The 20187-nt window shown below is 73.2% G+C and carries 17 protein-coding genes; 3 read left to right on the top strand and 14 right to left on the bottom strand.

The window, feature by feature from the left end:
* Nucleotides 1–8 precede the first annotated feature (8 nt).
* The 10 genes from ACZ6K0_RS34715 to ACZ6K0_RS34670 form a co-directional block, all read right to left on the bottom strand.
* Nucleotides 9–872, bottom strand: coding sequence for a hypothetical protein (locus ACZ6K0_RS34715; protein ID WP_469230418.1), 864 nt, complete (start codon nt 870–872; stop codon nt 9–11).
* Nucleotides 869–2737, bottom strand: a complete 1869-nt coding sequence (locus ACZ6K0_RS34710; protein WP_469230420.1) for a GMC family oxidoreductase — start codon at nt 2735–2737, stop codon at nt 869–871. The genes ACZ6K0_RS34715 and ACZ6K0_RS34710 overlap by 4 nt, the downstream gene beginning before the upstream one ends.
* Complete coding sequence (locus ACZ6K0_RS34705) at nt 2734–3153, bottom strand: hypothetical protein (protein ID WP_376411514.1); 420 nt, start codon at nt 3151–3153, stop codon at nt 2734–2736. The genes ACZ6K0_RS34710 and ACZ6K0_RS34705 overlap by 4 nt, the downstream gene beginning before the upstream one ends.
* Nucleotides 3154–3308: 155 nt before the next feature.
* Nucleotides 3309–5975, bottom strand: coding sequence for a helix-turn-helix transcriptional regulator (locus ACZ6K0_RS34700; protein WP_469230422.1), 2667 nt, complete (start codon nt 5973–5975; stop codon nt 3309–3311).
* Between the two features lie 99 nt (nt 5976–6074).
* A complete protein-coding gene (bdeA, locus tag ACZ6K0_RS34695; RefSeq protein WP_469230424.1) occupies nt 6075–6959 on the bottom strand; it encodes a bis(hydroxyethyl) terephthalate hydrolase in 885 nt (294 codons plus the stop codon).
* Between the two features lie 197 nt (nt 6960–7156).
* The gene (locus tag ACZ6K0_RS34690) at nt 7157–8593 is read right to left on the bottom strand and encodes a cellulose binding domain-containing protein (RefSeq protein WP_469230426.1); all 1437 of its coding nucleotides are present in this window, start codon (nt 8591–8593) and stop codon (nt 7157–7159) included.
* Between the two features lie 17 nt (nt 8594–8610).
* On the bottom strand, nt 8611–10101 hold the full coding sequence (locus ACZ6K0_RS34685) for a beta-N-acetylhexosaminidase (RefSeq protein ID WP_376411526.1): 1491 nt from the start codon (nt 10099–10101) through the stop codon (nt 8611–8613).
* Between the two features lie 9 nt (nt 10102–10110).
* Nucleotides 10111–10944: a carbohydrate ABC transporter permease gene (locus ACZ6K0_RS34680; RefSeq protein ID WP_469230428.1), complete on the bottom strand. Its 834-nt coding sequence runs from the start codon at nt 10942–10944 to the stop codon at nt 10111–10113.
* Nucleotides 10941–11882, bottom strand: a complete 942-nt coding sequence (locus ACZ6K0_RS34675; protein WP_376411532.1) for a carbohydrate ABC transporter permease — start codon at nt 11880–11882, stop codon at nt 10941–10943. Before ACZ6K0_RS34675 ends, ACZ6K0_RS34680 begins: the two co-directional genes overlap by 4 nt.
* On the bottom strand, nt 11879–13138 hold the full coding sequence (locus tag ACZ6K0_RS34670; protein WP_469230430.1) for an extracellular solute-binding protein: 1260 nt from the start codon (nt 13136–13138) through the stop codon (nt 11879–11881). The genes ACZ6K0_RS34675 and ACZ6K0_RS34670 overlap by 4 nt, the downstream gene beginning before the upstream one ends.
* A gap of 167 nt (nt 13139–13305) precedes the next feature.
* Between ACZ6K0_RS34670 and ACZ6K0_RS34665 the strand changes: the two genes are divergently transcribed.
* From ACZ6K0_RS34665 to ACZ6K0_RS34655, 3 genes are all read left to right on the top strand, one after another.
* On the top strand, nt 13306–14073 hold the full coding sequence (locus ACZ6K0_RS34665; RefSeq protein WP_469230432.1) for a GntR family transcriptional regulator: 768 nt from the start codon (nt 13306–13308) through the stop codon (nt 14071–14073).
* Nucleotides 14074–14108: 35 nt separating this feature from the next.
* The gene (locus tag ACZ6K0_RS34660; RefSeq protein WP_469230434.1) at nt 14109–15023 is read left to right on the top strand and encodes a GntR family transcriptional regulator; all 915 of its coding nucleotides are present in this window, start codon (nt 14109–14111) and stop codon (nt 15021–15023) included.
* A 71-nt stretch (nt 15024–15094) separates the two neighbouring features.
* Complete coding sequence (locus tag ACZ6K0_RS34655) at nt 15095–17218, top strand: PE-PGRS family protein (protein WP_469230436.1); 2124 nt, start codon at nt 15095–15097, stop codon at nt 17216–17218.
* Nucleotides 17219–17263: 45 nt separating this feature from the next.
* Here the strand turns inward: ACZ6K0_RS34655 and ACZ6K0_RS34650 are convergent, their stop codons facing one another.
* The 4 genes from ACZ6K0_RS34650 to ACZ6K0_RS34635 all read right to left on the bottom strand — a co-directional run bounded on the left by ACZ6K0_RS34650 (nt 17264) and on the right by ACZ6K0_RS34635 (nt 19910).
* On the bottom strand, nt 17264–17755 hold the full coding sequence (locus ACZ6K0_RS34650; protein ID WP_469230438.1) for a hypothetical protein: 492 nt from the start codon (nt 17753–17755) through the stop codon (nt 17264–17266).
* 103 nt (nt 17756–17858) lie between these two features.
* Entirely contained in the window at nt 17859–18383 is a 525-nt protein-coding gene (locus ACZ6K0_RS34645) for a hypothetical protein (protein WP_469230439.1), read from the bottom strand.
* An 89-nt stretch (nt 18384–18472) separates the two neighbouring features.
* Complete coding sequence (lepB, locus tag ACZ6K0_RS34640; protein WP_469230441.1) at nt 18473–19108, bottom strand: signal peptidase I; 636 nt, start codon at nt 19106–19108, stop codon at nt 18473–18475.
* A gap of 142 nt (nt 19109–19250) precedes the next feature.
* Nucleotides 19251–19910 carry an MSMEG_1061 family FMN-dependent PPOX-type flavoprotein gene (locus ACZ6K0_RS34635; protein WP_469230443.1) on the bottom strand — a complete coding sequence of 220 codons (660 nt, stop codon included), beginning with the start codon at nt 19908–19910 and terminating at the stop codon, nt 19251–19253.
* Nucleotides 19911–20187: the final 277 nt, after the last annotated feature.

Genomic DNA, 20187 nt, shown 5'->3' with positions numbered 1-20187 from the left:
GGTAGCGCTCACTGCGGCGGGCCGGGCAGGTAGTACGCGCGGTTGTGGGCGGCCACGGGCGGCGACTGGAACGTCCAGGCGCCGGACGCGGGGGAGGTCCCGACCAGGGCCGTGAGGTCCTGCCCGAGGTCCGTCGTCCCGTCGTGGACGGTGAGACGGATCCGGTCGGCGTCGGCGACGGGATCGAGGGAGTGGTGACGGTAGGGCTGGTAGAGGTTCATCGGCCCCGCCAGCGCGCGCCCCTCGGCGTCGGTGCCGTAGCCGGTGACCGGAGCGTTGTTCGCCGGGACCGAGGACAGACCGGTGAGGTCGGCGGTGAGGGTGAAGACGTCCTCGTCGTGCCGCACCACCGTGTCCGAGCCGTCCGCCGCCGCCGAGGCCTTGCGGCAGCGGACGGACCAGGCGTCACCCGCCGGGCCGTTGGGCGAGGGCATCGTCGTCTCGAACCAGCCCGGATGCTTGGGCTCGGCGAACAGCCGCCGGCCCGCGTCGATCGCCAGCGGGTTGTCGCACAGGACGTGGATGCGCGCGATGCCGAGCAGCCGGGTCTGGTCGACCCCGTGGGCGTACTCCTCGTAGGAGAGCCGGGGCAGCCGGTGGGCCTCCGCCGTCGGGTGGGCGATGACGTTGAACTCGATCTCCTGCGTGACACCCCCGCCGAACGCGTACTGGGCGAAGTACAGCTGGTAGTTGAGGGACACCACGGCCCGCCCCTCGAACTCGGCCGCAGTCAGTGCAGGATGACGCTTCGCCAGGAGATCCCGCACCGGCTCGGGGTCCACGAGGAAGTCGACGCCGATCTGGTGCAGCGCCCCGTAGTGGAAGGGCAGCTGGTACGGGGCGGGGACGGGCGGCAACGGCAGGGGGGTCACGGGGCGGCTCCTGGAGAGATGACGGCGGGCCGGTCGCGAGCGGTGAGCTCGCGCGCGATGGCCTCGGCGCTGCGCAGCGCGAGGGCGGCCATGGTCAGGGTCGGGTTGGACGTGGCGACCGAGGGCATGCTGCCGCATCCCACGGCGTACAGGCCGGGGTGGTCCCAGCAGCGCTGCCGGGAGTCGACGACGGAGGTGGCGGGGTCGTCGCCCATGACATGGGTGCCCGCTCCGTGGCCGGCCCCCCGGTAGGAGTAGGTCCTGCCCCGGTGCTCGAAGCGGCCCGGCGGGACCGGTCCGGCCGGGTCGTCGGTGTGGTCCTCGGCGCCGAGCAGGGCGAAGATCCGGTCGGAGACCTGCCGCGCGGCCGCCATGCCCTCCCTGACGTGGGACGAGAGGTCGTACGCGACCACCGGACGGGGCAGTCCGAGCGCGTCGTGGTGGCGCGGGTCGAGGGTGACGCGGTTGGCCGGGTCGGCCTCCTGCTCCATCTCGAACTGGAGCGTGAACTGGCGCCCCACGCGCTCCCGCACGGCGGTCCGCAGCGCCGTGCCGAAGAGCCCCCGGCCGCCCGGGCCGCCGGTGCGCACGAGGGCGGCGACGTCACCGTCGGCGGGCCCCTTGGCCCACACCCACCCCCAGTTGCCGATCTCGACGCGGAAGGGCGCGCGGGCGCGGCGGGTGGGCCCGAAGCGGAACCCCTCCAGACCCGAGGTGGAGCCCGGGCCCCGGTACGGGCCGACCTGCCCGGGCAGCAGCCCCCAGGTGAGCAGCACCGGATGGTCCATCAGATTGCGGCCGACCTGGTCGCTGCGGTTGGCGAGCCCGGACAGGAGCAGCAGCCGGGCGTTCTCGACGGCGTGCGCGGCCAGGACCACGACGTCGGCGGAGGCCGTGCCCGGGGTCGCAGGACCGGAACCGGAATCCCAGCGGAGGTAGTCCACCCCCGTGGCGCGGCCGTTGCCGTCGACGAGGACGCGGTGGACGACGGCCCGGTCGACCAGCGTCACCGAGTCGCTCCAGCGGGCCTGGGTCTTCAGGGGCGTGTACTTGGCGTGGCTCGGGCAGTGGGGGATGCAGCTGGCGCTGCCGAGGCACCGGCTGTCGGGGTCGGGCCGGCCGTGCGCGCCCGCCGGGACGTACCCGGCGCCGCCGTCGTACCGAGGGTCGGGTGTGCTGTTGCGGCCGTGAGGGGTGCCGGTGACCCGGAGGACGACCGGGTCGCCGGTGGCCGGGTCGGTGAGCGTACGGCCGTCGAGCCGGGCGGCGAGCATCCGGTCGACATGGCTGACGGGCAGGGCCTTCATGGGGAAGGTGTAGCCCTCGGGGAACGGCAGCCCGACGTGCTCGCGCTGTTCGTCCACGTCGGCGGCGACCCCGATCTCGTACTCGGCCGCCCGGTAGTGGGGCTCCAGCTCGTCGTAGCCGATCGGCCAGCTGCGGCCGTAGCCGAACTCCGCCGTGCGGAAGTCCTCCGGGTGCATCCTCGGGGTCAGTCCCGTCCACACGTTCCCGGTGCCGCCGTTGACGCGTACGTAACCGCTGGCGTACGGGAGGGGGCCCCGCTGGATCAGGTGGCCGTCGGCCGTGAACCCGCCCGAGGGCAGGCCGCCCAGGTCGGTCACCTCCGGCCACGCGGCCTCGGGGCTCGGGACGTACGGGGACCCGGGCACCTTCACCCCGGCCGTGAGGTACGTGTGCAGCGCGGCCTGGTGCCCGGCCTCGGGGTCGGCCACCGCGGGCCCGGCCTCCAGGACGAGCACCCGCCGCCCCAGCTCGCCGAGCCGCCGGGCGACGAGCGAACCGGCGATCCCGGCGCCGACCACGATGACGTCGTACGGAGCGGGGGCGGGGGCGGCGCTCATCGGACGGCTCCCTCGGGCGCCTCGGACCAGCTCCCGAACCCGGGCCGGCCGGTGCCGGGCGCGTGCCCTCCGAGGGTGCGCCACAGCAGTCCCTCGGCGTAGCCGCGGGCGGAGACCACCGTGGGCGGGGAGCCGGCGGAACCGGTCCAACTTCCCGTGTACCAGAGCAGGGTGATCGACCCGGCGAGTTCCAGGAGCTCCTCGGAGAGTCCCTCGGGCGGTCCGTCGTCCGTGCCCGGCGCGGTGCACAGGGCGCGACACGGACCGGCGTCCACCCGCTCCGCGACGAACTCCGCGTACGCGTCGGCCATGCCCGTCTTCTCCAGCTCGGTCACGGTGAATCCGGTGAGTGCCGAGGAGAGAGCGACGAACTCCGCCACACCACCCCAGGCCTCCTCCGAGGTCGATCGCCTCACGTACCCCTCCCTCGACGCATGTCGGTGATCGTTCCCCGCCGCCCACGGGCGGACGCGTCCAGTTCAGGCCATCCACGAGGGCGCCGCGCAGGCCATGTCCGTGCCCGCCGACGTCCGCCGCCGCCCGTCGACGGCTCGGCGACCAGCGGCGGAGGTCAGTGCAGGCCCTCTCGTGCCGAGCTCCCGGATGCGGCGGCCCACCGGCCCACCACATCCGGGAGTTCGACACGGGAGCGGATGCCCAGGCGGAGGAAGACGCCTCGGAGGTGGTGGTCGACCGTGCGCGGGCTCAGCGCGAGGCGGTCGGCGACCTCGCGGTTGGTGGCGCCCTGGGCGACGAGGCGCGCGATGCGCTGCTGCTGGGGGGTCAACTCCCGCGCCGCCGAAGGGTCCGACGTGCCACCGGTGGCACCACCGGTCGCGCGCAACTCGGACCGGGCGTGCTCGGCCCAGCCCTCCGCCGCCGCCCGCTCGAAGGTGACGAGGGCGTCGCGCAGCGGGCCTCGCGCGTCGCCCGGGCGACGGCGGCGCCTGAGCCACGTGCCGTAGGCGAGGAGGGTGCGGGCGCGCTCGAAGTCGTTGCCGCAGCTGTCGTGGCGACGGACGGCCTCACCGAACCAGTACGCCGACTCCTCGTCCTTCGCGAGCAGCGCCCGGCAGCGGGCCAGTTGAGCAGGTGCCGGGCGGTCGATGCCCTGCGCGGCCCAGACCGCGTACTCCTCCGCCGCCGCACGGGCCTCGGCGCTCCGGCCCGACGCGACGGCCGCCTCCACGAAGCAGGGCACGGCCAGCATCCGCAACGCGAAGTGGCCGCCCCGGGGGCCCGGCCGGACGAGGGGAACGAGCCGCGCGGTCGCCTGCGCGGCCAGCCCCCTGCCCAGTTCGTCCCGGGCAAGCGCCCACTCGGCGAGGGTGGCCGCCTGGACGAGACCGTGGGGGCGCGCCGTCGCGAGGGCGCGCCCGGCGTGCTCCCGCACGGCCTTCCCGTCGCCCGCCACCGAGGCCACCAGCGCCAGGACGGCGTACTGGTGCGCGGCGACGTTGTCCTGGCCCGTCAGCTCCGCCGCCCGCAGCCCCTCCCTCGCGGTGCGCGCGGCCCGGCTGTACCGGCCGGCCCGGAGTTCGGCGTAGGCGAGGTGCTCCAGCGCCCGGGGCAGGAGGGCGGTGCGGCCCTCGGCCCGGGCGCGGGCGAGCGCCCGGGCGTGCACCCTCGCCGCGGCGGCCGTGTCGCCGAGCACCAGCGCGGCCGAACCGGCCCGGAGCAGCAGCCGGGGATCGTCCGCGGCGCCGTCCCGCTCCACCACCCGCGCCAGCGCGGCACGGGCCTCGTCCAGCCGTACGGCGAGAGCCGCGCTCAGTCCTTCGGCGAAGTCCCGCTCCGTACCCCGGACTCCCGTTCCCGCGTGCAGGGCGGCCAGGCAACCGGCGACGTCGCCCCCGGCCCAGGCCGCCTCCATCGCGAGGAACCGGGCGTCGGAGGCCTCCACGGGTGCCCGCTCCCGCAACAGCTCCGCCGCTTCCAGGAACGCCTCATGCGCGTCCATGACCGGGCCGTTCGCGAGAGCCGCCAGACCGCGTACCAGTTGGGAGCGCCCACGGGCCAGTGGGGTGAGGGCGCGTACGGCGGCGGGCGGGCCCAGCCGGTCGGCGCGGTGACCCTCGCTCCGGGCGAGCACCGTGTCCGTGGTCCGGCCCGGTCTCGGATCGGCCTCCCGCCCCGGCGCCGAGGCGAGCAGGGCCCGACCGAGGAACGGGTCCTCGAAACGGAGGGTGGCGCCGCTCCGGTGCAGCAGCCCGTCCGCGATCAGGCCGTCGAGCGGCTCGACCGAGGTACGTGCGGCACGTGCCCCGGCGAGGACGGCGTCGATGCCGATCCCGTGCGTCGGCGCGTCCGGCGCGTCCGGCGCGTCCGGCCCGCCGGAACCCGTGCGGGCCGCCAGGGCCACCACGGCGAGCAGGCGGCGGGAGTCCGCGGGGAGGCGGCCCATGAGACCCCCGTACACCTCGGCGAGCACGGCGCCGTCGGTCGCCGGCCGCGGCAGCGGCGTGGTCCCCGTGAGGTGGGCGGGGGAGAGGCGCCGTACGGTCGCGGTCAGCACACCCGGGTGCCCTGCCGCCTCGTCGAGCAACCGCCCCTCCACCCACGGGACCGGGGGAACCGGGCACACATCGCTCAGGAGGGCCCGGCCACCGGCCGGGGTCAGCCGGCCGAGCCGGACGGTCTCCGCCCCCGGGACATCGGGGAATCGATGGTGCCGGGCGGCCGACAGGAGCCAGCCCACCCGGACCCGAACGCCGTGACCGCGCCCGCCGAGACGCGGAAGGCCGGGCTCCTGCCAGGAAGCGGTGAGAGCGGCCCGCGAATGGGCGTCCCACAGATGCAGGTCGTCCAGACAGATCAGGACCGACCGTCGCGATCCGGATCCGGGAGGGGGTCCAGGATCGGTGCCGGTGCCAGAGCTGGACTCGGACTCGGACTCGGCCACGAGGTCGGCCACGGCCGCGCCCAGCCCGTCCGCGCCCCGCGCCCGCCGCAGCGCCCTGCGCCCCGCCGACGGGGTCGCGGCCAGGGCGGCGAACAGGGCACGCGCTCCGCTCCACGGCGCGCGATGCCCGGGCGCGGCGATCCGGTACGCGGTGCCGGGGAAGTCGGCGGCCGCCCGGGCGAGCAGCACGGTACGCCCCTCGCCGGGATCACCGGTGAGGAACAGGACGCCTCGGGTACCGGCATCGACGCGGGCCGCGAGACGGGCCAGGGCGGCGAGTTCGGTCGTGCGGTCGTGCAGCCGAGGGCCCGGGGCGGCTTGGCTCGCTCCGCTCACGGCGGTCACGCTACCGACCCGTGGATGACGGGGGAAGGCTCCCGGGGCTGGGCGAGGGCCCAGACCCGGGAGCCCCGCTCTGTGATGGCGCACAGAGCGTCAGGAACCGAGGGGGCAGGTGCCCCGGTACTCGTCGATCGTCAGGCTGGGCCGCGGCAGCGGGCAGAGGAACCGGTCGTAGCGGGTGTCGTCGTCGATGAACCGCTTGAGCCACGACAGGCTGTACTTCGCGATCGTCGTGTTCGAGGTGTTCGGGGTGAAGTGGGTGGCGCCGTTGAGCTCCAGATACGCCTTGTCGAGCGAATCGGGCAGGCTCTCGTAGAAGGGCTCGGAGTGGGTGGCGACGGGCGCGACGGTGTCGCCGTCCGCGCCGATGACGAGGGTCGGCGTGGTGATCTCCGGCCAGCTCTTGTCCGTGTTCCAGCCGGTGAGGGGAACGGCGGCCTTGAGGGACGGCCGGCTCTTGGCGGCTTCGAGGGTTCCGCCACCGCCCATGGAGTGACCCATCACGCCGAGGCGCGTCGTGTCGATCCGGCCTCGTACGGAGCTGCGCTGGGTCAGGTAGTCGAGCGCGGCCAGGAGCTGCCGTCCGCGGCTGTCGGGCTGGTCGAGCGTGGTGAGGGTGTCGATGGTGAACACGACGAAGCCCTGCGACGCCAGGCGCGGCCCGAGCCAGGCGATGGAGGACTGGGTCGCGGTGAACCCCGGGGAGATCGCGACGGCCCCGAACGTGCCGTCGCTCGTGGACGTCGGGTAGTAGATGGTGCCGCCGCCGAAACCGGTGACGGAGAGGGAGGAGACGCCGGTCTCGGAGACGGAGTACGAGCCGCGCAGCGCCTCGACGCTCGCGTCGGTGGGCGCGGGACCGCGCTCGTACGGGTTGGCGGCGGTGGCGCCCGCGGTCGTGTCCGCGGCCTGGACGCCGGGGGCGAGGAGCAGGGTGAGGCAGGTGGCGGCCAGGGCCGCGGCGAGGTGTCGTGTCACGACGGAGTCGTCCTCTCGTGTCGTGGGGCGGCCGCCACCGGGGGAACGGAGTGGCGGACGCGCCGTGAACTGGCTCGGCCACTGTCGGGCCGGCACGCCGCGCGGGCATCGGCAGAATCACCGGCCGCCGCGATCCGCTCCTCCGTCCTCCCCTCGATCGACCGGGCCCGGGCCCGAGCCCGGTCCCGCGTCGGCGACTACGACACGGCCGGTACCGAGTCCTCGAAGGCCGTGCCCGCCGACCGGTACGCGCCCACCTTGGCCGCCACCTGGGCCGGGGTCAGGACCTGGTCCTTGACGTGCAGGACGTAGTCGACCTTCTGGTCGTAGGCGCGCGGCGTCGTCGAGGTCTGGCCGGCCAGGTCGATCAGCCACTGGTTGAAGTTGATGGACATGGGCCGCTCGGGCAGGTAGCGGGCGTCGTGGCGGCCGAACTCCTGGCCGTCGACGTAGTAGACGATCGTGTCGTCGTCGATCGTCAGCACGAGGTCGTGCCAGCCGGCGTAGCTCGCCCGGACCTCCGAGTGCTGGTTGACGGCCTCCCAGGGGTCGGGTCGGTACGTCTCCCACGACGTGGTGTAGAGGATGTCGGCGGGCTCGCCCCAGCCGCCGTTGGGCAGGTACTCGAAGTCGTACTCGGCGTAGTCGTCGGCCATCGGGGCCTTGAGGTCGTTGATGGTGAAGAAGGTCTGGACGACGCGGTCGCCGTCGGGCCCGGACAGCGGCGCGTCGGAGAAGCGCACCCGCGCCGCGTACGTGCCGTTCCTGAACTTCGAGGCGCGGGTGAGGATCTCCGTGTGCTTGGTCGACTCGCCCGTACCCGCCGTCGAACTCCGCAGGTTCATGACGGAGTTCGTGCCCTCCTTGGCGAAGGTCACGTTCTCGGGCGCCCAGGTGGCGCCGGGGACTCCGGGACCTCCGGAGTTGGACCGCACGCTCCAGCCGTGGGCCGTGATCGCCGGGTCGGTGTGGTCGGAGTAGTCGAAGTCGTCGAAGAGCGCGGCCCCGGTGGGCGGGGGAGTGGTCGGGCCGGTGGGCGTGGGCGTGGGCGTCGGGGTGGGTTCGTCGCCCTCGGGGGCCGTGCCCCAGGCGGGGACGCCGCCGACGGTCGCGGTGACCTTCGCCCAGTTCGCGTACGTCGTCCGGCCCGGCCCGAAGGAGTAGTCGTCGTTCTGGTTCAGCGGCTGCCAGTTGGAGCGGTGGAAGCGCAGTTGCATGTCGCCGGTGTCCGCGCCGGGGGCGAGCGAACCGGCGCCGGCGGTGAAACCGACCTCCAGATAACGGTCGGCGGTCGCGGTGGGGTGGGCCAGGGTGCCGAAGGTGCCGGTGATGTTCGCGCAGCCCTTCACGGCCCAGGAGCAGGCGTAGGTGTACGAGGCTCCCGCGTCGGCCTTGAAGTAGTAGCGCACCTTGACCTGGCTCAACGGCACGCTCGCCGCACCGGTGTTGACCACCTTGAGCCAGGGTTCGACCTGGTCGCCGCCGGTCGCGCTCTGCCGGTACTGGACGGTGACGGCCTCACCGGCCGCCGCCGCCGGAAGCGCGGTGAGGGCGGTGGCGCCGAGGCCGGTCACCGCGGCGACGGCGAGCGCGGCACGGATCCGCAGGCCTGTGCTGTTCGTGGGGGCGTTCATGGTGGTGGTTCCTCTCCTCAGACGGGGACGGACGTGGGCGAGAGACGGCGCGGCACCCCGAGGGCGTCGAGCCGGGTCCTGTGGTGGCGGAGGCGCTCCTGGAAGCCGGGCCAGTCGTGGCGGCCGGTCCAGACGACCTCGGCGAGGGCGCAGAGCCGGGGGAACGTGAGGTACTCGGCGTGCGCGGCGGTGGGCACGTACTCGGTCCAGAGCTGGACCTGGGAGCCGAGGACCCGGGCCGCCTCCTCGGGGCTCCACTCCGCCGGCGCCGGATCGTTGCCGTGGACCGTGCGGAGGTCGACGACCTCGCCGGCCTGGCCGGGCGGTTCGGCGGGGCTCGTGGACTGGGGGTAGTCGAGGTAGGTCGTGCGGTGGGGGGCCATGACGACGCGGTGTCCGCGCCGGACGGCGACGCGGCCGTGGTCGGCGTCGCGCCAGGGCATGACGGTGAAGTACGACGGGAGGTCGGCGCCGTCCTCGGTCCAGCTGAGCGGCTGCCGGCCGGCGTCGAGGAGGTGGCGTCCCATCCGCTCCATGAACCAGCCGTGCAGGGCCCCGGGACCGGCGAGCCCTTCCTCGGCGGCCCGCCGGCGCGCGTCCGGGGAGGTGTGCCACTCGGTGGTGGGGCACTCCTCGCCGCCGATGTGGACGTACGGGGACGGGAAGACGTCCATCACCTCGTCCAGGACGGTGCGGCAGAAGTCGAGGGCCTCGTCGTGGACGCCGAGGATCGTGTCGCAGACGCCCCACCGGTCCCAGACGTCATACGTACGTCCCGGATGGTTGCCGAGCTCGGGGTAGGCGGCGAGGGCCGCGCGGACGTGGCCCGGCATCTCGATCTCGGGCACGACCGTGACGCCGCGCTCCGCCGCGTACGCGACGAGCCCGGCGAGTTCGGCGCGGGTGTAGGCGCCGCCGTGCGGCACCCCGCCGATCTCGGTGAGCCGGGGGAGGGCGGCGACCGGCATGCGCCAGCCCTGGTCGTCGGTGAGGTGGAGGTGGAGGACGTTGAGCTTGTGGAGGGCGAGGAGGTCGACGTACCGGCGGAGGAAGGAGACGGGGCGGAAGCGGCGGGCGACGTCGAGCATCGAGCCGCGCCAGGGGAAGCGCGGGGTGTCGGTGATCTGCACGCAGGGGACGGACCACGCGATGCCGGGGGCCGGGGAGACGCCGAGGGCTTCGACGGGCAGGAGCTGGCGGAGCGTCTGGACGCCGGCGAGGAGTCCGGCGGGGCGCGCGGCCCGCAGCAGGATGCCCTCGGTGCCGATGGTGAGGCCGTACCCCTCCTCGCCGAGGCCGGTGAGGGCGCCGTCGAGGGCGAGGACGACGGAGCCGGCCGGCCGCGTGGGCAGCGGAAGCCCGGTGGCCGGACCGAGCAGGGTGCGCAGCAGCCGGGCGGCGGGTTCGGCGCCGGGCGAGACCTTCAGCGCGGTGGTCGCGTCGAAGGTGAACAGGCCCGGCAGGGGCGAGAGATGGGTGGGTTCGGGGACGAGTCGGGGCGCGGGCATCGGGGTGCGTTATCCCTTCACGGCTCCGCCGGTCATCCCGGCGGCGACCCGGCCCTGAAGGACCAGGAAGAGGACGAGTACGGGCAGGGCGAAGAGGGTGGAGGCGGCCATGGTGGCGCCCCAGTCGGTGCCGAAGACGTTGGAGAAGGACGAGAGCCACACGGGAAGCGTGCGGTCGTCCTGGTTCTTGATGACGAGCATGTTGGCGAAGGCGAACTCGTTCCAGGCGGTGATGAAGCCGAAGAGCGAGGTCGCGAGCAGCCCCGGGGCCAGCAGGGGGAGGGTCACGCGGCGGAACGCGACGGCGCGCGTGCAGCCGTCGACCTGGGCGGCCTCCTCCAGCTCGGCCGGGACGGCGGCCAGGAAGGAACGGAGGGTGACGATGGTGAACGGCAGGGTGATCATGAAGTAGACGAGGCTCAGGGTCGCCAGCCGGTCGAGCAGGCCGGCATCCCGGGCGATCACGTACATCGGGATCAACAGCGCTTCCCACGGCGCCACTTGCGTGAGGAAGACCATCAGGATGAAGGCCCGCCGGCCGCGCCAGCGCAGCCGGGCGACGGCGAACGCGGCGGCGAGCGCCACCACCAGCGCCGGCAGGACGCACCCGGCGGTCACGAGCAGGCTGTTGCGCCAGAAGGTCCAGAAGCCGTCCGCCGCCACGGCCTTCCCGAAGTGCTCCAGGGTGACGGACACCGGAAGGAACCGCGGGGTCTCGGACTGGATGTCGCGGGTGGGCCGGAAGGCGGTGAGGACCATCCAGTACACCGGGAAGACGGCCACGGCGAAGACGAGCGCCGCCGCCGTGTTCAGGGGGAGTCGGCGCAGGGAACGCGGTGTCACCGGTCGGCCTCCTGTCGGAGCAGCTGGTGGAAGTAGGCGATGAGTACGGCCACGAGGAGCAGGACGGTGAGCGTGGAGACGGCCGCCCCGAGGTCGTAGCGGTGCAGGGACTGGGCCACGCGGTAGGCGTAGACGGGCAGGGTCGTCGTCGCCTCGCCGGGGCCGCCCTTGGTGACGGCCCAGATCTGGGCGAAGCAGCGGAAGACCCAGATGACTTCGAGGCAGAGGACGAGGCCGAAGAGCGGGCGGAGGAGCGGCAGCGTGATCGAGAGGAAGATCCGCCGGCCGCCCGCGCCGTCCAGCCGGGCCGACTCGTACAGCTCGTCGGGGACGGTCAGCAGCGCCGAGTGCAGGGTGATCGCGGCGAAGGGGACCGACTGCCACACCACGAGCAGGACGAGCACCGTGAACGCGGCGGGACCGTCGGCCAGCCAGGAGTACCCCTCGAAGGACGTGAACCCGAGCCGGACGAGGAGCCAGTTGACCATGCCCAGGCGGGACGCGAAGAGCCACTGGAAGACGGTGGTGGTGGCGATGACGGGGCTGGCCCACGCGAGGACGAGGCCGCTCGTCACCAGGATCCGCATCCGCCGGCCGAGCCTGCGCATCATCAGGGCGATCAGCGTGGCGATCACCATGATCAGGACGACGTTGACGAGGGTCCACCAGAAGGTGCGCCGCACGACCTCCCAGAACTCGGGATCGGTCAGGACGGTCCGGTAGTTGCGGAGACCGACGAAAGGGGCGTCGCCGCGGATGAGTTCGCCCATGCCGTACTGCTGGAAGGAGATGAGGAGATTGCGGACGAGGGGGTAGCCGAGGAGGAGCACGCCGCCCAGGACGGCGGGGGCGACGAGGAGATACGGCCAGAGGGCCGAGCCGTGCGGGAGGCGCGGGACCCAGGGGCGGCTTGCGCGCGCGGGTCCTGGTCGGCTCACGATCCGAGGGTCTTCGTGATGCTCCGGGACGCGGCCGCGGCCGCCGTCGCCGGATCGCCGCCGGTCAGCACGGCGGTCATGTACTGCTTGATCGGGTTGGTGGCCTCGACGGCCGCCCACTGCGGGGAGTTGGGCGTGGCCCGCCCGCGAGCCGCCCCGGCGGCCATCGCGGCCGTGCCCGCGTCGTCCTGGATGACGCGCGCGAGCGAGGTGCGGTTGGGGACGTAGCTCATGGTCCTCGCCATGTCCGTCTGCCACGTGTCGCCCGCGAGCGCCGCCACGACCTCGGTCGCGGCCTCGGGGTGGGTGGAGGCCTCCGGGACGATGAAGTCGGAGCCGCCGGTGAAGACCGCACCGGGTGCGGCCGCCGTCTTCCCGGGGACCGGGAAGAAGCCGAGCTTGCCCTTGAGCGCCGGGTTGAGCTCCTCGACGATCCTCGCCCCGCCCGGCACGGCGATGATCTGGGCGACGTCGCCCTTGGCGAAGACCTCGGCCTGCGGGGGCTTCGCCTCGTCGGCGTCCTTGGGCCCCTTGCCGAGCGCCTGGAGCCGGCGGTAGAAGTCCATGCCGGCCAGGGCCTGCGGGGTGTCGAGCGCCCCCTTCCACGCGGTGCCGTCCTGGACGGCGAGATCTCCGCCCTCCTCCCAGACGAAGCCGGAGAGGGTGAACCAGTTCTGGCCGGGGAGGTAGATCCCCTGGGTCTTGCCCCGGTTGAGCTTCGCGGTGGCGGCCAGCCACTCGGCCTGCGTCTTCGGGGGCGCGGTGACGCCCGCCCGGGAGAACAGGTCCTTGTGGTAGATCACGACGCGGTTGGCCGCGTACCAGGGGATGCCGTACTGCTTGCCGTCGACCTTCCCCGGCTCGGCGAGCCCCGGCAGCCAGTCGGCACCGTTCAGCTCGCCGACCTTGTCGCTGAGATCGCGGACGCCGCCGCTCGCCGCGTACTGAGCGACCTGGGTGTTGCCGACCTCGATGACGTCAGGGGCGTCCTTGCTGGCGAGGGCGGCCGTGACCTTCTCGCCGATGCCGTCCCACTCCTGGATCTGGATGTCGAGATCGATGTCCTCGTGCTCCGCCTCGAAGCCGGCGCGGAAGCGGGAGAGGAAGGCGTCGGTGACGCTGTCCTTCATGATCCAGACGGTCACCTTCTCCGCTCCGCCGGAGGCGACCGGGTCACCGGTCGCGCTACAGGCCGTGGCGGCGAGGACGACGGCCGCCGCGAGGGCGACGGTACGGGGGAGAGTCTGCACGGGCACCTCGATGGATAGTTGACCAATTGGTCAAGTGGTCAGGTGTGTGACCAGAAGGTGGCACGGCCTCATCGCGCCGTCAATCCCCGGGAAAAGATGTGTTGTTCAGGCAGCGACAGGTCAACATGCCCGGCTAGTATCGGACTTACCAGTTGACCAGTAGGGAGTGCGACATGAAGGACGGCTCCTCCAGCGGGGTGCTGAAGAGGGAGCGGGTACGGGAACACCTGCTGGGCCTGATCGAAGCCGGCGGCCCCGGCGACCCGATCCCGTCCGAGCGCACGCTCTGCGCGACCCTCGGCGTCTCCCGCCCCACCCTCCGCGCCGCCGTCGACGAACTGGTGGCCACGGGCGCGCTGGTACGGGAACACGGCCGGGGCATGTTCGTCGCCCCCGACAAGATCACCCAGCGACTCGCCCCGGACGACACGGCCTTCGCCGTCCCCCGGGCCTCCGGCAGCTGGTCCAGCACCGTCCTGGAATCCGCCACGGTCCGGGCGGGCGCCCGGATCGGCCGCAGACTCCGCCTCTCGCCCGCCGCCGAACTGCTCTACATCGCCCGCCTCCGCCTGGTCGACGGCGCGCCCATGGCCATCGAGCACCTGCACATCCCGGCCGACCTGGTGGGCGCCGCGCTCACCCCGGAGGAACTCGAAGCGGGCGACCTCTACGACCACCTGCGGGAACACCACCGGGTCCACGTCCAGGAGGCCACCCAGTCGATCGAGCCCACGGTCGTCAGCGAGGACGAGGCCGCACTCCTCGACGTCCCCGTCCTGTCGCCCGCCCTCCTGATCGAACGCCTCACCCTCGACACCGCCGGCCGGCCCGTCGAGTACGTCCGCTCGGTGTACCGGGGCGACCGCTACCGCATCGTCTCCCGCCTCGACTTCACCCGCGACGGCCTCGTGACCTCCTCCACCGAAGGGGATGCATACTGACGCGCAGCCGACCGAACGACGGGGAGGAACCGGGGATGGAGCCACACGGAGGAGGCAGGACGGAGCCGGAGGCAGGAGGCCGGACGGCGTCGGACCTAGCGGACCGGACAGAGGCGGACGCGGCGGCGGACAGGCCGGACCCGGACGCGGCGGCAAGTCGGCCGCGTCCGGACACCGGAGGCCGGACGGCATTCAAGCGCGAGCGCGTACGGGAGCACCTGCTCACCGTGATCGACGCCTGCCGCCCCGGCGACGCCATCCCCTCGGAGCGCACCCTCTGCGCGACGCTCGGCGTCTCCCGCCCCACGCTCCGCGCGGCCGTCGACGAACTGGTGGCCACGGGCGCGCTGGTACGGGAACACGGCCGGGGCATGTTCGTCGCCCCCGACAAGATCACCCAGGAACTGGTCGCCGAGCACCACACGGCCGACGCGCCCCGCAGCCGGGGCAGCTGGACGAGCACCGTGCTCGAACTCCGTACCGTACGGGCCGGCGCGCGGATCGGCCGCAAGCTCACGATCTCCCCGGCGGCACAGCTGGTGCACGTGACCCGCCTCCGGTACGTCGACGGCGACCCGATCGCCCTGGAGCACCTGCACGTCCCCGCCGACCTGGTCCCCGGCCTCACCGTCGCCGACATGGAGGGCGGCTTCTACGCCCACCTGCGCGAGAAGCGCGGCATCCGGACGGCCCACGCGGTCCAGTCCATCGAACCGACGGTGCTCAGCGAGGAGGAGGCGGCCCTGCTCGACGTGCCGGTCCTCTCACCCGCGCTGCTCTTCGACCGGATCACCTCCGACACGGCCGGCAGACCGGTCGAGTACGTACGTTCCCTCTACCGGGGCGACCGCTACCGCATCGTCTCCCGGCTCGCCCTCCGCGACGGCGTGGCCGACCACCCGGCGGCGGACGCCGCGCGCGCCGGAGCGTGGTGGGGCACGGTGGACTGACGGGACGTACGGGCATGGAGAAGCGCCCCCGCTTCGAGGCCCCGCCCGCGCGTTCGGGCAGGATGGTGCCCATGGGGCGTGGAGACAGGCGTACGAGGGCGGAACTGATCGCCCTGCTGGACCGGGCCGGCCTGGAGATCGTGGGGGAGTGGGGCACGGAGAACGTGCTGACGCCCGCGGCCGCCTGGCGGCCGGTCGCCTCGTACGAGACCGTGCCGACCGCGGTCGTCCGCGAGGACCGCCCCGACCTCGTCCCCGCGCTCAACGCCGAGTGGCATCGCCTCGCGCGCGAGCACGGAATCATCGACGAGAAGGGCGAGTTCCTCCTCCACGCCGGGGACGACGACACCTGGGCCAGGGTCCGCCTCGCCCCCGCCTGGGACCTCGCGGGAGTCCTCGGCGACCGCCCCGGACAGCCCGAGTTCGTCACCCTCGCGGTCGACGGGGACGCCCTGCTCGGCGTGACCTGCGAGGAGTACGAGGTCTGGCTCGTCGCTGTCGGCGACCTCCGGGAGCGACGGGAGGAGGAAGCGCGGGCGGCGGCACGGGAATCCCCCGAAGAGCGCGAGGCCGCGTGGGAGGGGCTGCGCACCGCCCGGCTGCGGCCCACGAAGTGGCTGTGGGCGGACTGGGCGGAGTGGCTCGGCTTCAACGACGGCGCGAGCGACGAGGTACTGATCCGGCTGCTCGACGTGGGAACCGTCCACTTCCTGGACCACACGCTGTCCGCCACCGTCCTCGACGCGGCGATCGCCCACCCCGACCCGGAGGTCCGCGGCAGGGTGGCGAGGCACCGGCGATCCCTGACCCCGGAGCAGTGGACCGCGCTCGTCCTGGGTGAGCAGAGCCCGGCCCGGCGCGCCCTGCTCGTCGAGCTCGCCGCGACGCGTGGGTGCCTGACGGAGTCCGGACACGAGCGGATCGCCACCGACTCGTCCCCCCTCGTACGCGCCGAAGCCGCCCGCACCCCGGGCCTCCCGGCGCATCTCCTGGCGACCCTCGCCACCGACCCCGTCCCGTCCGTACGGGCTGCCGCGTGCGGCAGGGGCGACGGGGGCCACGGGGACGAACGCGCCCACGGGGACGAACGCGCCCACGGGGACGAACGCGCCCACGGGGACGCACGCGCCCACGGGGACGCACGCGCCCACGGGGGACACACGGACGAACAGGCCCCTGGGGGTCGCCCGATCGACCTGGCCGCGTACGAGACGCTCGCCCCGGACCGGGAAGCCGTCGCGTCCCGCCGCCTCACCCACGAGGTCGCCGCGCTGCTCGCCGCGCACGAGGACCCGCACACACGACGGGCCCTGGCCGGCAACCCGTACACGCGCTCCGAGGTCCTCGCGCAGCTCGCCGCCGACGAGGACGAGGGCGTACGGCAGACCCTCGCCACCCATCCCCACCTGCCGGCCGACGTCCTCGCCGCGCTCACCGAGGACGCGAGCGAGTACGTCCGCCGAACGGCATCCGTACACCCCGCACTCTCCGAGGCGCAGCGGGCGGAATGTCTGACCCGCCTCGACCTCGACGGGATGCGGCACGACGTGCCCTGGGTGCGCGACCTCCACGGCGACCCGGAGGCCATGCGCCGGATCGCCGCCTCGTGCCACCCGCTCCTGAGGAGCACCGTCGCCCGCGCCCGGCACCTCCCGCCTGACGTCGTCGAACGCCTCGCGCACGACGAGGACAAGGTCGTACGCCTCTTCCTCGCCGAGTCCTGCGACGACGCGCCGGCCGACATGCTCCTGGAGGTCTGGCTGTGGTGGAACGGCAGCTTCAGCGCACCCGGACGCCCACGCACTCACCCCAACTTCCCGCGTACAGGCCTGCTCCCGTACGCGACGGATCCGCACCCGAGGCTGCGCCAACTGGCCCTGGACGACCCCGAATCCACCCCCGACCTGGTGGAACGGTTCAGCCGGGACGAGAACAGCGAGGTACGGCTCCGGGCGGCGACCGACCCCCGGCTCTCGGCGGCCTCGGCGGTCCGGCTGCTCGACGACGGGAGCGCCTCGGTCCGGTACGCGGCGGCCCGGCACCCCGCACTGCCCGCGCGGTCCATGGTCCGGGCCCTGCGCGACGCCGACCTCAGGCAGCATGCCGTGCGGAATCCGGCGCTGCCCGAGTCCGTGATGCACTGGATGATCGACACCGCCCTTGCAGGGCTGGAGGAACTCCGACGTGACCAGTGAGAGCCCCGGCGCGGGCGGCCCCAGGCCCTAATCGAGGACCTTCGGTCAGCCGAATCGGCCGGACCGGTCGTCGCCGCCCGGACGGAAACGCGGAAGGCGCAGAGGCCGCCACCGGCGGCCCGCATCCCTCCGGGGAGGCGGGCCCGCCGACACCGCCGGGAGGGGATAACGGTCGCGGCCGCCGCTCGCCGGCAACTCGTCCTCGAAGTCACAGGCGGCCAGCGCCGTGAAACCCATCTCCCACAGGGCTTCCAGGACGAGGGCGACCGCGTCCACCACGGTGCCGGGGCGCGCCTCCGCGGGTGCTTCGCACTCCAGGACGGTCGGCCACTGGAGGAAGTCGAAGGGATGGGCCTTGTCGTCCGTGACGTAGCCGTTGTCGTCACCGGTCACCCGCACCGGCCCCACCACCAGCACGCCACCCTCATCGCCCGGTCCGAGGACGAGCCTCAGCCGGGCGAGGACGGTCGAGCCGTCCGAGGCGTCGACGTAGATCGTGCAGTCCTCGTACGACACCGCGCCCCCCAGAGAACCCATGGACCCGCCCACCCCTCCACGCCCAGCCCACTCCACGTCCCGGCCGCCATGACCTCCACTCTGCCCACACCCACTCGACAGCCGGAAACCGAAGCTGTTCCCGCTACTGAGGCGGCGAGCTCGGCGCGATCTCGGGATTGACCGTGTCGAAATACACGTGGTCCGTCGTGGCGGAGAAGAGGAACCGGCCCGTGTAGAGCGACTTGGTGAGGTACTCGTCGTAGCGGACGCTGCCCAGCCACTCGGCGCCCTCGGGCAGGAACTCCGTCAGCTCCTCCGGGATGTCGGACGGCGGCGAGGGGACGAAGGCGTACATCGGCCTGCCGACGACGGCCTTGGCGGCCCCGGCGGGCAGACGGGCGACCCCGACCACACGCACCTGCGGATCCTGGTCCGGAATCCATTCGCGCCCCGAGTCGTTCGGGTTGTAGCCGAGCCAGTGGGGGTCGGACAGTCGGCCGATCGCGCGGAACCGGCGCTGAAGCGGCTCGACGTCGGTGCGCACCTTCCTGAGGTCCGGGTCGGGAGAGTCGTCGGCGGACCCGCATCCGACGGCACCGCCGCCCAGTACGAAGAGCCCGCCGAGCACCATCAACCCACGACGACCGAGCGACTTCGACGCCCCCATGACCGCACCCCCCGTGTGTCCTGCGAGAGCTCGATTCTAAGAGAGCGTGTTCTCCGTACAGAGACGTTCCAACGCTTCCCCTCCGGGAGCTACCGTCGCCGGGTCCTCCGCCCGGCCGCGTACCCCCCGATGCCCAGGCCGATCCCGACCAGGGTCAGCACGATCCCGAGGGCCCCGAGCGCCATCGTCGCCCCCGGCACGGCGAAACCCTGCCGCGCTCGCCCGAGCACTCCGGAGGCCGCGACACTGCCCGACTGCTCGTCGAGGAAGAACCGCGAGTCGTTCGAGTTCTCCCGGTGATCGCCCAGCAGGAACAGCCGCCCGTCCGGCACCTGCACGTCGTACGGTTCGGTGGCCGGGCCGAGCTCGCCGCGCTGCACGTACGGTTCGTCGACCGGCTTCCCGTTCACCGTGATCCGATCTCCGTCGGACACCACGTGGTCGCCGCCCATCCCGATGACCCGCTGCAGGACGGGTCGGCCCTGATAACGGTCGGGCACGTCGACGAGTACGACGTCACCCCTGCGTATCTCGCCCACGTCGATGTGCTCGACGACCAGCCGCTCGCCCTGGCGGTGCGTGGGCTCCATCGCCTGGCCCATGACGGTGACCCCCTGGTAGTTCATGAAGAAGTACCCGAGGCCCCCCAGCGTCAGGACCAGCCCGAAGGGCACCAGTGCGCGGGACGCGACTCTCAGCCCGCTGCCCGCTCTCCGCTGACGCATGCACACCCTCTCCGTCGGACCGCCCGAGGCCGGGCGGACCAGCAGAGGCTAACGGGATGCCCCGCGAGCGATCTGCGGGGATCCGGGATCCGGCGGTCCGGGATCCGGCGGTCCGGCGGTCCGGCGCTCGCTGGTCGGCCCGCTACTCGTACCGGTACTTCAGCGAGTCCGCCTCCGCCTGCTCGATGTCGGTGATCGTCAGTTCCGGCATCCGCAGCTGGGCCAGCGTCACCTCGGCCGAGGCCGGCTGGGCGTCCGCCGGGAGCCACTGCTCCGGCTTCCAGGCCCCGCTGCGCAGGAGCGACTTGGGGCAGTGCGGGTAGACCTCCTCGATCCCCACCACCAACGCGCTGGCCGGCGGCTTGCCCACGGCGGTCAGCTGCGACAGCAGCTCCGGGCGGGTGGAGACGCAGGCCCGGCCGTTCACCCTGAGCGTCGTGGTGCGTCCCGGGATGACGAACAGCAGCCCGGCGCGCCCGGTGGCGATGACGTTCTGCAGGGTGTCCAGGCGCTTGTTGCCGGTCGCGTCCGGTATCGCCACCGTCCGTGAGTCCAGGACGGCGACGAACCCGGCGGGGCCGCCGCGCGGGGAAACGTCACAGTTGCCCTCGGCGTCCGCGCTCGCGACCAGGACCAGCGAGGAGCAGCCGATCAACCGCCGGGTCTGCTCGGTGAGTTCGGTCATCTGCTTGCGGATGGCCGTGTCATTGGGGAGTTCGTAGGTCCGGCGCAGCGTCTCCTGGTCGGGCACGGCGTCGAGGCGGAGCGAGTCGAAGGCACTGCCGGTAAGGGTTTTCGTCATGCCTCCGACACTAATGTGCGGACCTGCGATTGATCTTGGCGCAGGTCGTGTTCAGGGCGTCGCGGCACGCAGGTCGGGGCGATTCCTGGGCAGCCCGAAGCCCGCGACAGAGCCTGTCGACGTCGCTGGTGTAGCCCTCCCAGCCGACCGAGTCGTAGAGGTTCAGCATCTCCTCGGGATCGAAAGCATCCTCTGTCGCGATGAACCCGCCTGACCTCCATGGAGCGGTGCCGTTTCGGATGCGTCGGGCCGCCACCTCGATACCGCATCTGACCCC

This window comes from Streptomyces sp. NPDC042346, assembly GCF_055581845.1.
Note: the sequence above shows the minus strand (reverse complement) of the source record. Positions and strands in the feature narration are given on the sequence as shown.

Bases quoted from the DNA above. Each gene is read 5' to 3' on its own strand.
- ACZ6K0_RS34655 (WP_469230436.1), top strand. From the start codon at position 15,095: ATGGGGCGTGGAGACAGGCGTACGAGGGCGGAACTGATCGCCCTGCTG.
- ACZ6K0_RS34710 (WP_469230420.1), bottom strand. From the start codon at position 2,737: ATGAGCGCCGCCCCCGCCCCCGCTCCGTACGACGTCATCGTGGTCGGC.
- ACZ6K0_RS34685 (WP_376411526.1), bottom strand. From the start codon at position 10,101: ATGCCCGCGCCCCGACTCGTCCCCGAACCCACCCATCTCTCGCCCCTG.
- ACZ6K0_RS34635 (WP_469230443.1), bottom strand. From the start codon at position 19,910: ATGACGAAAACCCTTACCGGCAGTGCCTTCGACTCGCTCCGCCTCGAC.
- lepB (WP_469230441.1), bottom strand. From the start codon at position 19,108: ATGCGTCAGCGGAGAGCGGGCAGCGGGCTGAGAGTCGCGTCCCGCGCA.
- ACZ6K0_RS34690 (WP_469230426.1), bottom strand. From the start codon at position 8,593: ATGAACGCCCCCACGAACAGCACAGGCCTGCGGATCCGTGCCGCGCTC.
- ACZ6K0_RS34660 (WP_469230434.1), top strand. From the start codon at position 14,109: ATGGAGCCACACGGAGGAGGCAGGACGGAGCCGGAGGCAGGAGGCCGG.
- ACZ6K0_RS34665 (WP_469230432.1), top strand. From the start codon at position 13,306: ATGAAGGACGGCTCCTCCAGCGGGGTGCTGAAGAGGGAGCGGGTACGG.
- ACZ6K0_RS34645 (WP_469230439.1), bottom strand. From the start codon at position 18,383: ATGGGGGCGTCGAAGTCGCTCGGTCGTCGTGGGTTGATGGTGCTCGGC.
- ACZ6K0_RS34650 (WP_469230438.1), bottom strand. From the start codon at position 17,755: ATGGGTTCTCTGGGGGGCGCGGTGTCGTACGAGGACTGCACGATCTAC.